Consider the following 12,279-nt stretch of genomic DNA (forward strand, 5'->3'; position numbering starts at 1 on the left):
GATCCCGGACCGCCCGTGGGCGGATGCAATGCTCGACGAGGCGGTCGAGGCCGCCTGCCGGGGCGACCTCGCACCGGCCGCGGCCGTCCTGGCGGACAGCAGGGGCGACCCGGAGACGCGGTCGCTTCGGGTGGAGGCGCTGTCGCGGACCGTCATCGGGGCGAGCCGGTCGATAGAGGCGCTGCTCGCCTATAACCAGGGCAATCCGGACCTCTGGCTGTGGCTCGGCCGAGCCCGGCTGGAGGAGGCCTGGGAACTGCGGCCCGACGTACGGGCCAGAGCGGTGCAGGCGGACCGGCTGCACGCCTATCAGTCGGCGATGGAACAGGCCAGGCAGCCGCTGCTGACGGCGGCGGCGCTCGCGCCGGGCGACCCGGTGCCGTGGGAGGGCCTGATGTGGCTGGCCGTCGGACTGGACCGGCCACGCGGCGACAAGGACGCGGTCTGGTACGAATGCTCCCGCCGCTGGCCGACGCTGTACTCGGGGGCGGTCGCCCGATTGATCACACTGTCCCCCGGCTGGGGCGGAGCCGCCCAGGAGATGCTCGCTTTCGCCCGCTCGGCCGCCGCGCACGCCCCGGAGGGCAGCCCGCTGCCCGCGCTCGTGCCGCTGGCCCACTTCGAGATCGTCGCCGCCGGGCGCACCCCCATGTCGCGGGGCGGCTGGTTCTCCTTCGAGGCGCAGCGCGAGATCGTCTCGGCCTCCGCCCACTGGTCGGAGCGGCGTCTCGGCGGCGCGCATCCGCGGGCGGTCGAGGCGCACAACGTCTTCGGCGCCGCGTTCTACCTGTCGGAGCTGCGGCGTCCGGCGCGTGGCCACCTCGCCAGAACGGGCGGCCGGTTCAGCCGGCTGCCCTGGTCACATCTCGGCGACCCCGGGCAGCAGTACCGCCGGGCCTGCGCCCGGCTCAACATTTGACTCACTCGTTCACGATCACGTCGAGGGTCCGCGGCCGTCCCCGGCCGGCGGACGCGGCCAGTTCCACCCGGTGCCCCAGGCCGGTCAGCAGGTCGGCGAGGTCGCCGGCCGTGCGGGGCCGGTCGGGGGTCTCGACGAGCGATCGGGCCACCACGCCCCTGGTGGCCTTGGCCATGTGGCTGACGACGGTCCGCTTCCCCGCCGCCTCCCTCAACACCCGTACGGCCACGCCGCGTTCGCCGGGCTGCCAGGCGGCGGCGTACGTCGCGGAGCGCATGTCCACCACGAGCCCCTTCGTCGCGTCGAGCACGGCGCTGATCGACGGCCGCCAGAACGCGGCCAGGCCGCCCATCGGCGGCAGCCGTACGCCCATGGACAGCCGGTAGGGCGGCACGCGGTCGGACGGGCGCAGCAGGCCCCACAGCGCCGAGAACACCACGATCCTCCGGTCCGCCCGCCGCCGGGCCTCGGGGGCGAGGGTGGCCAGGGCGAGGTTGTCGTACAGCACACCCGTGTAGAGGGCGGCGACGGGCAGCGTGCGCGCCGTGGGCAACGCCAGGTTGCGCTCGATCTCGCCGGCCTGCCCCTCGGACAGACCGAGCACGTCGCGCGCCTCGGGGGTGTGGCAGAGCGAGACGAGGGCGTCGAGGACCTTCTCGCGCGGGGAGGCGAGTTCGGGGAAGCTGAGCCGCCGGACGGTGGAGGTCCCCCGCTCGGCCTTCCCCTCCGAGGGCGGAAGCAGGATGAGCACGGTTCCGCAGCTTATCCGGCCCTCGGGCCGGTCAGGCGTCCGCCGGATCGGTGACGACGTGACCCGGCGGCGGCGCGGGTGCCGGGGGTGGAGATCCGGGCAGTGACGGCCGGTTAGGCTGCGGCGGGTGAATGAGGAGAGCGCACAGTTCGACCTGCTGGTGGACGAGGCCTGGCCGGCGCCGGGGCGGGCCGAGGACGGCGGCTGGGTCTACCGGCACGCCGGCGGCGTGACGAAGCGGGCCAACTCGGTGCTCGCGCTGGGGGAGCGCGCGGACCTGCCGGAGGCGGTCGACCGGGCCGAGCTGTTCTATGAGGGCCTCGGGCAGCCCTGCGTGTTCTCGGTCGGCATGGGCGCGACGCCGGGGCTCGACGAAGAACTGAGCCGCCGGGGCTATCGGCTCGTGGACCCCACTTTGGTGATGACCAGGCCGCTGACCCCCGGTGACCGTGCCCCGGGGGCGGTGGTGGAGGACGTGCCGTCGGAACGGTGGCTGCGCACGTGGTGGAGCGTGGACGGCGGGCGGCATCGCGACGACGGGGGAATCCCCGCGCGGGCGTGGGGTGCGCGCATCCTCGGCGGAGTGCCCGCCGGATACGTCCTCCTCGGCGAGGGCGCCGTGGGAAGGGGCGTGCCGCAGGGCCGGTGGCTCGGTGTCTACTGCATGGCCGTCGAGCCGCGCGTCAGGCGGCGTGGGCTGGGCGCGGCGGTGCTGCGCACCCTGCTCGCCTGGGGCGCGGAGCACGGTGCGGACGGCGCCTACCTGGTGGTGACGGAGGCCAACGCGGCGGCCCGCGCGCTCTACGAGCGGGAGGGCTTCGCCGTCGCCGGCCGCTATCACTACCGCGTGCGGCCTTGACGGGCGCCGCGGCAGGGGACGCCATGCGCCGGCTCGGGCCGGACACGGCACCCGTACGGCGGCCGCCGGTACGCCGACGGCCGCGGGTCACGCCCGGGACGGCATCCGCCGGGGCCCCGGGGGAAGCGGGGAACGGCGGGTGTCCGGCCCGGGCCGGTGGTCATATGGCGACGGCGTGCGGAGCGGACATCGTCGTGACGCTCCGGCACGCCGTCTATGGGTCAGCGCTCGCCGTCAGGGGCGGTCGCGGGGGATTCACTGAGTCGGGCCGACTCGTCCTGGATCTCAGCACCTTTGTCGCGCAGCACAGTCACGTGCTGACGCCCGTGGTGGGCGCAGAACAGCAACTCCCCACCCACGGGCAGGGTCGCGCGGATGTAGGCCTGAGCACCGCACCGGTCGCACCGGTCCAGGGCCGTCAGCGGCTTGATGGGGGCGAGAGCTCCAGTCACGTATCGCCTTTCGGGTCGCCCCACATTTCGTGGGGACGTTGGCGTCAGTCACTTGGGACAACATCTAACCGGATGAGGGGCTTCCCAATCATGCTCCGACTACGCCCAGAGCAGAATGATCCGGAAAGTGACCGGGATCACAGTGAAAGTGCCGGTCATCGTGCTGCGCCTGGCAAGCTTGTACGCGTACAAACATGAGTGGCGTTAAGCTGCGTACGCGTGTTCGATTGATAAGTGGGAGTTGGGTGTGACTGCGGTTCGCGCGGAGACGGGGTACACCGCCCGTCATCTCTCTGTGCTGGAAGGCCTGGAGGCCGTCCGCAAGCGCCCGGGGATGTACATCGGCTCCACGGACACGCGCGGCCTCATGCACTGCCTCTGGGAGATCGTGGACAACGCGGTCGACGAGGCGCTGGGCGGCTACTGCACCCGCATCGAGGTCGAGCTGCATCCGGACGGCTCGGTCGAGGTCCACGACAACGGGCGCGGCATCCCCGTCGACGTCGAGCCCAAGACCGGCCTGGCCGGCGTGGAGCTCGTCTACACCAAGCTCCACGCGGGCGGCAAGTTCGGCGGCGGCTCCTACGGCGCCTCGGGCGGCCTGCACGGCGTCGGCGCCTCGGTGGTCAACGCGCTGTCCTCCCGGGTGGACGTGGAGGTCGACCGCGACGGCAAGGTCCACCAGATCAGCTTCCGCCGGGGCGTGCCCGGCGTGTTCGACGGCGACGGCCCGTCCGCCAAGTTCCGCAAGAAGTCCGGCCTGCGCGACGGCGGCCCGGCCCCGCGCAACGTCACCGGCACCCGCGTGCGTTTCTGGGCCGACCGGCAGATCTTCCTGCCCGAGGCGGAGGTCTCGCTCGACGAGATCCACGTGCGGCTGCGCCAGACGGCCTTCCTGGTGCCGGGGCTCACGCTCGTGGTGCGCGACGCCCGCGGCGAGGAGCCGGTCGAGGAGTCGTTCCGCTTCGACGGCGGCATCGGCGAGTTCACCGAGTTCCTGTCCCGTGACGAGGCCGTGTGTGACGTGCTGCGGCTGCAGGGCGAGGGCCACTTCCACGAGACGGTCCCCGTGCTCGACGAGCAGGGCCACATGACGCCGACGGAGATCGAGCGGGAGCTCACCGTCGACGTCGCGGTCCGTTGGGGGAAGGGCTACGAGACGACCGTACGCTCCTTCGTGAACGTGATCGCCACGCCGAAGGGCGGCACGCACGTCGCCGGGTTCGAGCGGGCGCTGGTCCGCACGATCAACGAGCAGCTGAGGGAGACCCGGCTGCTGAAGAACGGCGACGAGCCGGTGACCAAGGAGGACATCCTCGAAGGGCTGACCGCGGTGGTCACCGTGCGGGTGCCCGAGCCGCAGTTCGAGGGCCAGACCAAGGAGGTGCTCGGCACCTCCGCGGCCAGCCGCATCGTCGCCCACGTGGTCACTCGGGAGCTCAAGGCGCTGTTCGCCAGCCCCAAGCGGGGGCAGAAGCAGCAGCTGCGCGCCGTGCTCGAGAAGATCGTCGCCGCCGCCAAGGCGCGTATCGCCGCCCGCGTGCACCGCGACAACCAGCGGCGCAAGTCCGCCCTGGAGAACTCGGCGCTGCCCGCCAAGTTGGTCGACTGCCGCAGCGACGACGTCGACCGCAGTGAGCTGTTCATCGTCGAGGGCGACTCCGCGCTGGGCACGGCCAAGCTCGCCCGCGACTCGGAGTTCCAGGCGCTGCTGCCGATCCGGGGCAAGATCCTGAACGTGCAGAAGGCGTCGGTCGCCGACATGCTCAAGAACGCCGAGTGCGCGGCGATCATCCAGGTGGTGGGCGCGGGGTCCGGCCGTTCGTTCGACATCGAGTCGGCCCGCTACGGCAAGATCATCTTAATGGCCGACGCGGATGTGGACGGCGCGCACATCCGCTGCCTGTTGCTCACGCTCTTCCACCGCTACATGAAGCCGATGGTCGAGGCCGGGCGGGTGTTCGCCGCGGTGCCGCCGCTGCACCGTATCGAGGTCACCAACCCCGGGCGCGGCCAGGACAAGTACATCTACACCTACAGCGACGCCGAGCTGCACAAGGTCCTGCGCGACCTGGAGCGGCGCGGCAAGCGCTGGAAGGACCCCGTGCAGCGCTACAAGGGCCTCGGCGAGATGGACGCCGACCAGCTCGCCGAGACGACCATGGACCCCCGCCACCGCGTCCTGCGCCGCGTCAAGATCGAGGACGTGGAGGATGCCGAGCACATTTTCAGCCTCCTCATGGGCAGCGACGTCGGCCCGCGCCGCGAGTTCATCATCGGCAGCGCCGCCGAGGTGGACCGCGACCACATCGACGCCTGACCGGTTCCCCGCCGGGCACCGGCTCACCGGCGTGAGCTCAGCATCCCTGGGCGGTGAGAAGGTCCATGATCTCCGGATGGAAGTTCACCGTCCGGCAGCCGTAGATCCCGAACGGGATGGCGACCGTCCCCCCGCCGACGGTGCCGGTGGTGCTCGGCCCCGTGCAGCCGTTGGCGATGATGAAGTAACCGACGATGTCGGATAAGAAGTACCGGTTGCCGCTCGTGCAGGTGTAGGTGGCGGCGCCCTGGGCCGCGACGGGTGCGGCGGTGACGGCGCTCGCCAGGGTGATCGCGGCGCAGATCACGGACACGCGCGTGACCAAAGCGTTCATTGGGGGCGTCCTTCCCGGGGGAGGAGGTGTGCGGACGCATGCCTCCCTACCCGGACTACCCTGGCCCGACCTCGCAGGCGGTGTCCGGAAGCGGCCAGTTTCCGGTGACCTCAGCCGTCTCTGGGCAGCCGATGATCCGACCTCCCCTCCCGCGCGTTCGCAGTCGTGCCCCGAGCGGGCCGTGTTCGCCGCCCTCCGGCGGCCTCAGTCCGAGTTGCGCCACATGAGCACTCCGGGGCCGTCGGGTGTGGCCACCGGAACCCACGCCTCGTCCACCTCGCGGATCCGGCTCTCGTCCAGCCGCAGGTCGTGCCGCCTGTCGGCGTTCCCGTCGCACGTCCAGTAGGGGATGGATCCGACGATGTCGCGTAGCCTGTTCCGCTCGTCGTCCGGCCACGGGTGGTTCCAGGTGCCGGCGCGACGAAAGTCCTTCTCGAACAGGTCGCGAAGCGCGTCGAGAGCGGCAAGGTCGTACACCGGGACGAGGAAGCCTTCCACGTGCCCCTGGCGGCAGGCCGCGCCGCCGTACTGCTGCTGGTAGAAGACCCCGGTCGCGGCCTCGACGACGACGTACAGCCAGCGGCCGCCGCTCGTGCCGTCGGGATCGAGGAAGACGAAGCGTGGCGCCCTCATGGCGGCAGTCTCCCGGACCGTCCCTCACGGGATCAACGACTCAGACCGGCCGGTGCGCGGGTTCAGGGCTTGACCTCCCGGAGGCGCCCGGTCTCGACCTCGTAGACGAAGCCCCGCACCGAGTCCTTGTGCGGGATGAACGGGTCGGCCTGGACGCGGTTGAGCGACTGGATCACGTCCGCGTCGAGGTCGGGGAAGGCCTCGGCGGCCCAGTCGGGCTTGATCCCGGTCTCCGCCTCGATGTCCCGGCGGAACTCGTCGTCGGTGAAGGTCAGCATGCCGCAGTCCGTGTGGTGGATGAGGATGATCTCCCGGGTGCCGAGCAGGCGCTGGCTGATGGCGAGGCTGCGCCGCTCGTCCGCGGTCACCACGCCGCCGGCGTTGCGGATGACGTGCGCGTCGCCCTCGGTGAGGCCCAGCAGGCCGTACACGTTGAGCCGGGCGTCCATGCAGGCGACGATGGCCACGCCACGCGCCGGAGGCAGCGGCAGGTGCCCCTTGTCGAAACCCGCGGCGTATCGCTCGGCGTTGGCGAGGAGCTCGTCGGTGACGCTCATGTGGTGCCCTTTCGGATCGCTGGAATCGCTGGCCCCACTGTTGCCGATTATTCCTACCAGGTCAATAGGTATTGTGACTGTGGGTGAAGCGAGGATGCCCGATGGTCATCGGCGGGCGACGGCGCGGGCCCGCGCCGTGCGTTCATCGTCGGCGGCGCCGCCGAGGGGGGCCGCGATCACATCGACGCCTGAGCGGTGCCGGCGGGCGCCGGCTCACCGTCGTGAGCTCAGCAGTCGTACCCGGCGATGTAGAGGGGTTCCGTGTCGGTGACGCGGACCACCCGGCGGCAGTGGTAGGTCCCGGTGTCGAGAGTGATCGTCCCCGCGACGCCGGTGCCCGATCCCGTGCACTCCCGGGCGAGGATGTCGTAGCCCCGCCATTCCTGGAAGAGGATTCGGGTGCCGTACGTGCAGGTGTAGGCGGCGGTGTCCTGCGCCGCGGCGGGTGCGGCGGTGACGGCGCTCGCGAGGGCGACCGCGGCGCAGATCGCGGACACGCGCGTGACCAGAGCGTTCATGGAGGCGTCCTTCCGGGGGGTGTCGGACGCACGCATCTCTACCCGAACCGACCCTGCCCGATCCGATGGGCGGTGTCCGGAAGCGGCCAACCGGGCCGTTTCCCGGGTGTGATCGCGGCCGGAAGAGCAGTGTGACCGTGCCGCCTCTCCCCGCCGAGGACGTCGCCCGGGTGCGGGAGCCGTTCAGCGAGAGGGCTGATTTCGCCGCCCTCCGGCTGGGCTCAGGACTCGATCTCCAGCGTGCTGACCCGGTTGCGGGCCTCCACCATGGCCTCCCGGTAGAGCTCGTCCCAGTTCGGGTCGTCGTCCTTGATGGCCCTGACCGTCTGCCTGGCCAGCTCCACCGGCCCGGCGGGGCCGAGGGCGACCTTGCGTACGACGATCAGGGTCCACCCGTTCTCCATGACCGTGTCGGTCTCCCAGCGGGGTGCGCCGGCGGCCTCCCGCCGGGACGCCGGTTTCCCGCCGCGAGTGAGCGTCACGAGCAGATATACGAGTATCGCGATGACGATGAGCGTCATGGGAAGGGCGAGCAGGCGCATCGGGGTCCCGGCTCCCTACTTGGTGGGCAGAGCGACGCCTCCAGTATTGCCCGGCGCGTACACCGTGATGCCCTGGGGCAGAGCCTTCAGCTTCTCGATCTCCGCACAGGTGGGGCACTTGTTGTAGCCGTCCTGCCGGGCCTTGTTGGCCTCCGCCTCGGCGCGTGCCTGGGCGACCTTGGCCTGCGCCTCCGTGACCTTCGCGAACGCGGCCTGCGCCTGGTTGACCGCCTCCTGCACCTCGGTGGGCAGGGTCACCCGTGAGAGGTTGAAGTGGATGCCGGTGAGGAAGTCGGCGCCGAGGGTCGACTTGAGGTCCTCGGCCAGGCTCGTGTTCACCGCGTTCTGAATCTTGGCGATGTTCGCGTTGTTGCCCTGCTGCGGCACGCCCGACTGCTGACCGGCGCTGTTGTTCTGCACGAGCGCGCAGGAGGAGACCAGTTCGGCGCAGCGGAAGTTGTTGATCTGCGTGCGCAGGTCGTTGTCGATCACCGGCCGGATGATCTGGTCGAGGAAGGCGGACCAGCCCTCGTCGCCGTCCCAGGGGTAGTAGGTCCCGCCGTTGGTGCTGCGGAACTTGCGCGTGCCGAACTTGTCGTCGAACGACTTCAGCGTCTGGTGGTCGAGGTTGAGCCCGAAGTACAGCGTGCCCTCGATGCCCATGTTGACGCCGTCGCTGCTCGGCACGTTGACCACGTCGACGCCGGACTTCTCGCCTTCGCCGGAGTTCGAGGTGATCGTGTAGAAGCGCTGCTGCGCCGGATAGCGGTGTATCTGGGACCACCAGCCGATCCAGGTGACCCCGGAGCCGGGGTCGATGACCTGGCGGACCTTGTTGTCGTCGAGCGGCCCGCCGTCGCGGACGACCGCCACCTCTCCGCCGCTGGTGCGCTCGAACCCGCCGAACGCGCCGATCAGGGCCGGCGCGCCGACGACGATGAGCGCGAGGATCACCAGGATGGCGATGCCGCGGAAGGACCGGCGCGACGTGCCGCCGGAGGCGGCGGAGGGGGTGCGGGGCATGCGGGCTCCTGTGGGGGCTCGGAACCGGTGGTGTGACCGGGGGAGAGGTGCGCGTTTTCGCGATCCAGCAGAAGAACGTAGCAGTCTCCCGGCCGGGTTCCGTCCCGCCGCCGAAGCGCGCCGCCGGTCCCGTGGACGTCCCCGCCCGGTCCCGTACGGCAGGCCCGGGGGGAGCCCGCCGTACGGGACCGTGGATCAGAGCTCGACGGGCTGGAGCCGTCCCGTGTGCACGTCGTACAGCGCGCCGCCCACGACGAGGTCCTGCGGCAGGTAGGGGCTGGACTTGATGCGGGTGATGTCGTGCCGCAGCGCGGCCCGCTGGTCGGGGACCGTCTGGAACTCCAGGCTCCGGGTGTCGACGCCGTGCTCGGCGGCGATGAGGTTGTGCACGTCTTCGTCGGTCGACTTGGACATCCGGCAGTCGGTGTGCGGCATCACCAGCACGCGGTCGACGCCGAGCAGGTAGACGGCGAGGACGAGGGTACGCAGGACGTCGTCGGTCACCCGGGCGCCGGCGTTGCGCAGGATCTTCGCGTCGCCGGCGGTCAGGCCGAGCAGGCCGAGGGGGTCGATGCGGGAGTCCATGCACGTCACTACGGCGAGCCCGCGCGCGGCGCGGCCGCTGAGTCCGGAGTGGGTGAACGTGCTCGCGTACTTCTCGTTGGCGGCAAGCAGATCGTCGAAGGCAGCGGTCATGTCACAGATGTTGCCCGATGCCCCTCTCGTCGCTCCCTGCGGGGTGGCGATTTCGCCACCGCGGCGGCTGGCTCAACGATGCGACACCGGTATAGGCTTTTCACTGGTGTTTTTCTCCATCGGAAGAGAGGTCACCCATGAGCGGTGTCGCACGGATGTACTCGGTGGTGCTCGACTGCCCGGACCCCAAAGCCCTGGCCGCCTTCTACTCCGGGCTGCTGGGCTGGAAGGTCACGAGCGAGGAGGAGGACTGGGTCACCCTCGGCGGGGACGACCAGGGCCGTCTCTCCTTCCAGCGGGTGCCCGGCCACAGGCCGCCCGCGTGGCCGGACTCCGGGCACCCGCAGCAGTTCCACCTGGACCTTGTCGTGGACGACTCGGTCAGGGCGGAGAAGGAGGCGCTGGCCCTGGGCGCGGTCAGGCATGAGCACCAGCCCGGCGAAGGGCAGGGATGGACCGTCTACCTCGACCCCGCGGGACACCCGTTCTGCCTGTGCGTCTCGTCGGGCTGACGCCTCACAGCGGGGACTCGGAGACGGCCTTCCCCCGGGGCGTGCCCGTGAGGCGCCGCAGCACGAGAAGGCCGCCGATCCCCGGCAGCCAGGCCAGCGCCTTGCCTGCCGGGTCGCATCCCGCGTCCCGGGCGGCGGCCACGACGACGAACAGGTACGCGCAGCCGTGGAGCGGGCCGACGAGCGAGGACACGGCCGGCAGGTGCGTGGTGGCCAGGTTGACCAGGAGGACGGCCAGGGATCCCAGCTCGACGGCGGCGGCGGCACGCAGGGCGGTGCGAGGGCGCGACATGCTCAGACTCCCGTGGTCGAGCCGGGACGGACGATCATCAGCACCGTGACGGCCGCCCACAGCAGGTTGAAGACGCCGGTCAGCATCGCGAGTCTCGCCACCCCGGCCCCGGCGTCTGCGGCCGGGGGATCCCCGGCGGCGAGCCGGGCGAGGACGGCGTCCTGGCCGGGCAGGACGGCCAGGGCCAGGATCGCGGCCGCGGCGCCGGTGAGCGCGACGGACGCGATGACCCAGGCGTCGCCTAGCACGCCGAGGGCGCTCGCCGTTGCGAACCCGAAGACCGGCACGGCCAGACCCGCGACGGCGTAGACGCGGCAGACGCGGTGCAGGACGCTGAGCACCGCCAGGCCGCCGGCCTGTGTGGTGCGATCCGCTGTCTTCCGATCCGCTGTCTTCCGATCCGCTGTGTTCCGGTCAGCTGTGTTCCGCTCAGTTGTGTTCCCCGCCGCCGCACGCCGTGCTGCGGCGGGGAACATGCTCGCCGCCACGGCGACCGGGCCGATCGCGAGGATCGCGGCGAGGACGTGGACGGCCAGGAAGAACGCGGTCATCGGGTGGGCACTCCGATCGACGGGCCGGGGGTGCCGCTCGCCACCTCCAGGGCTCCCTCCGCCGTGACGAGCGTGGCGGTCAGCGGGGCCCGGGCGAACATCGCGGCCGCCGTCAGGACCTCGTACGGCGCGAGGACGTCCAGGGGGTCGAACCCGTCGAACAGCACGAACTGTGCTTGCATCGGCATCTCTCCTCGTCGGTGTGCGGTCACCAACCGTAGGAGTGCGGCCGTCGTCGATCCCAGTGGCGAGAACGACAAAGACCAACGGATTCCCGCCAACACGTGCCATCAGGCCGTCCACACGAGAGCACAGGTGCTCCCACTGGCGGGACTCCGTCTATGGTGCGATCGTGCACACCGTGGCGATCCTGGCGCTGGACCATGTCGTGCCGTTCGACCTGGCGACCCCCATCGAGGTGTTCGGTCGCACCCGGCTGCCGGACGGCCGCAGGCCGTACCGTGTGCGGGTGTGCGGGCCGGCCCCCGAAGTGGCGACCGAGGTGTTCGCCCTGCGCGTGCCGTACGGCGTGGACGCGCTGGCGCAGGCCGACACGGTCATCGTGCCCGGCTGCTCGGAGCGGGCCGGGCCGCCCCCCGCCGAGGCGCTGGATGCGCTGCGCGAGGCCGCCGCGCGGGGCACCCGCCTCGCCTCGATCTGTGTGGGCGCGTTCACGCTCGCGGCGGCCGGGCTGCTGGACGGCCTGCGGGCGACCACCCACTGGGCGGCGGCGCCCGAGCTGGCCCGGCGGTTCCCGTCGGTGGACGTGCGGCCGGACGTGCTGTACGTCGACAACGGGCAGGTGCTCACCTCCGCGGGCGCGGCGGCCGGGCTCGACCTGTGCCTGCACATGATCAGGCGTGACCACGGCTCGGCCGTCGCGGCCGACGCCGCCCGCCTGTCGGTGATGCCGCTCGAACGGGAGGGCGGCCAGGCACAGTTCATCGTCCACGAGCATCCGCCGGTGCCCGGCGGCTCTCTGCTGGAGCCGGTGCTGGCGTGGATCGAGGACAACCTCGGCCGGGACCTGACCTTGGCGGAGATGGCGGCCAGGGGCGGGATGAGCGAGCGCACCTTCAGCCGGCGCTTCCGTCAGCAGACCGGCACCACTCCGCTGCAGTGGTTGCTGCGGGCCCGGGTGCGGCGGGCGCAGTACTTGCTGGAGAACACCGACCACGGCGTCGAGCGCATCGCGGCCCAGGCCGGGTTCGGGTCGCCGACCGCGTTCAGGGAGCGGTTCAAGCGGGTCGTGGGGACGACGCCGCAGGCGTACCGCTCGTCCTTCCGGAGCGGCCCCGCCGTCACCTGAGCCGGAGTCCG

17 protein-coding genes are annotated in these 12,279 nt (G+C 71.4%); 5 read left to right on the forward strand and 12 right to left on the reverse strand.

Going from position 1 to position 12,279, the window contains the following annotated elements; genetic code table 11:
• The first annotated feature begins 28 nt into the window (after positions 1-28).
• Positions 29-919, forward strand: coding sequence for a hypothetical protein (locus ACWEQG_RS31300; protein WP_452290224.1), 891 nt, complete (start codon positions 29-31; stop codon positions 917-919).
• A gap of 1 nt (position 920) precedes the next feature.
• Here the strand turns inward: ACWEQG_RS31300 and ACWEQG_RS31305 are convergent, their stop codons facing one another.
• Positions 921-1,670 carry a YaaA family protein gene (locus tag ACWEQG_RS31305; protein WP_452290226.1) on the reverse strand — a complete coding sequence of 250 codons (750 nt, stop codon included), beginning with the start codon at positions 1,668-1,670 and terminating at the stop codon, positions 921-923.
• Between the two features lie 127 nt (positions 1,671-1,797).
• Here ACWEQG_RS31305 and ACWEQG_RS31310 point away from each other — a divergent pair, with 127 nt between their 5' ends.
• On the forward strand, positions 1,798-2,529 hold the full coding sequence (locus tag ACWEQG_RS31310) for a GNAT family N-acetyltransferase (protein ID WP_452290228.1): 732 nt from the start codon (positions 1,798-1,800) through the stop codon (positions 2,527-2,529).
• Positions 2,530-2,750: 221 nt separating this feature from the next.
• Here ACWEQG_RS31310 and ACWEQG_RS31315 read toward each other — a convergent pair whose 3' ends face one another.
• Positions 2,751-2,981, reverse strand: a complete 231-nt coding sequence (locus ACWEQG_RS31315; protein WP_142561501.1) for a DUF7455 domain-containing protein — start codon at positions 2,979-2,981, stop codon at positions 2,751-2,753.
• Between the two features lie 247 nt (positions 2,982-3,228).
• Between ACWEQG_RS31315 and ACWEQG_RS31320 the strand changes: the two genes are divergently transcribed.
• Positions 3,229-5,301, forward strand: a complete 2,073-nt coding sequence (locus tag ACWEQG_RS31320) for a DNA gyrase/topoisomerase IV subunit B (protein ID WP_363465386.1) — start codon at positions 3,229-3,231, stop codon at positions 5,299-5,301.
• 37 nt (positions 5,302-5,338) lie between these two features.
• On the opposite strand, the gene ACWEQG_RS31325 is transcribed toward ACWEQG_RS31320, so the two are convergent.
• The 7 genes from ACWEQG_RS31325 to ACWEQG_RS31355 form a co-directional block, all read right to left on the reverse strand.
• Positions 5,339-5,635, reverse strand: coding sequence for a hypothetical protein (locus tag ACWEQG_RS31325; RefSeq protein ID WP_452290230.1), 297 nt, complete (start codon positions 5,633-5,635; stop codon positions 5,339-5,341).
• 204 nt (positions 5,636-5,839) lie between these two features.
• On the reverse strand, positions 5,840-6,268 hold the full coding sequence (locus ACWEQG_RS31330; protein ID WP_452290232.1) for a DUF6210 family protein: 429 nt from the start codon (positions 6,266-6,268) through the stop codon (positions 5,840-5,842).
• Between the two features lie 62 nt (positions 6,269-6,330).
• Positions 6,331-6,825: a beta-class carbonic anhydrase gene (locus ACWEQG_RS31335; protein WP_452290234.1), complete on the reverse strand. Its 495-nt coding sequence runs from the start codon at positions 6,823-6,825 to the stop codon at positions 6,331-6,333.
• 227 nt (positions 6,826-7,052) lie between these two features.
• Positions 7,053-7,343: a hypothetical protein gene (locus ACWEQG_RS31340; protein WP_452290236.1), complete on the reverse strand. Its 291-nt coding sequence runs from the start codon at positions 7,341-7,343 to the stop codon at positions 7,053-7,055.
• A 221-nt stretch (positions 7,344-7,564) separates the two neighbouring features.
• Positions 7,565-7,885: a hypothetical protein gene (locus ACWEQG_RS31345; RefSeq protein WP_452290238.1), complete on the reverse strand. Its 321-nt coding sequence runs from the start codon at positions 7,883-7,885 to the stop codon at positions 7,565-7,567.
• A gap of 15 nt (positions 7,886-7,900) precedes the next feature.
• Positions 7,901-8,908: an SPFH domain-containing protein gene (locus tag ACWEQG_RS31350; RefSeq protein WP_452290240.1), complete on the reverse strand. Its 1,008-nt coding sequence runs from the start codon at positions 8,906-8,908 to the stop codon at positions 7,901-7,903.
• A gap of 195 nt (positions 8,909-9,103) precedes the next feature.
• Positions 9,104-9,604 carry a beta-class carbonic anhydrase gene (locus tag ACWEQG_RS31355; protein ID WP_363465369.1) on the reverse strand — a complete coding sequence of 167 codons (501 nt, stop codon included), beginning with the start codon at positions 9,602-9,604 and terminating at the stop codon, positions 9,104-9,106.
• A 137-nt stretch (positions 9,605-9,741) separates the two neighbouring features.
• On the opposite strand from ACWEQG_RS31355, the gene ACWEQG_RS31360 reads away from it, so the two are divergent.
• Positions 9,742-10,116, forward strand: a complete 375-nt coding sequence (locus ACWEQG_RS31360) for a VOC family protein (RefSeq protein ID WP_452290242.1) — start codon at positions 9,742-9,744, stop codon at positions 10,114-10,116.
• A gap of 4 nt (positions 10,117-10,120) precedes the next feature.
• Here the strand turns inward: ACWEQG_RS31360 and ACWEQG_RS31365 are convergent, their stop codons facing one another.
• Genes ACWEQG_RS31365 through ACWEQG_RS31375 form a run of 3 tightly spaced genes read right to left on the reverse strand, consistent with a single transcriptional unit; the run spans position 10,121 to position 11,141 of the window.
• Positions 10,121-10,408, reverse strand: coding sequence for a hypothetical protein (locus ACWEQG_RS31365; RefSeq protein ID WP_363465364.1), 288 nt, complete (start codon positions 10,406-10,408; stop codon positions 10,121-10,123).
• Positions 10,409-10,410: 2 nt separating this feature from the next.
• Positions 10,411-10,959 (reverse strand): hypothetical protein, encoded by a 549-nt coding sequence (locus tag ACWEQG_RS31370; RefSeq protein WP_452290244.1) that lies wholly within the window; start codon positions 10,957-10,959, stop codon positions 10,411-10,413.
• On the reverse strand, positions 10,956-11,141 hold the full coding sequence (locus tag ACWEQG_RS31375) for a hypothetical protein (RefSeq protein ID WP_452290246.1): 186 nt from the start codon (positions 11,139-11,141) through the stop codon (positions 10,956-10,958). The genes ACWEQG_RS31370 and ACWEQG_RS31375 overlap by 4 nt, the downstream gene beginning before the upstream one ends.
• Positions 11,142-11,311: 170 nt before the next feature.
• On the opposite strand from ACWEQG_RS31375, the gene ACWEQG_RS31380 reads away from it, so the two are divergent.
• Positions 11,312-12,268: a GlxA family transcriptional regulator gene (locus ACWEQG_RS31380; protein ID WP_452290248.1), complete on the forward strand. Its 957-nt coding sequence runs from the start codon at positions 11,312-11,314 to the stop codon at positions 12,266-12,268.
• Positions 12,269-12,279: the final 11 nt, after the last annotated feature.

Source organism: Microbispora sp. NPDC004025, from assembly GCF_053604425.1.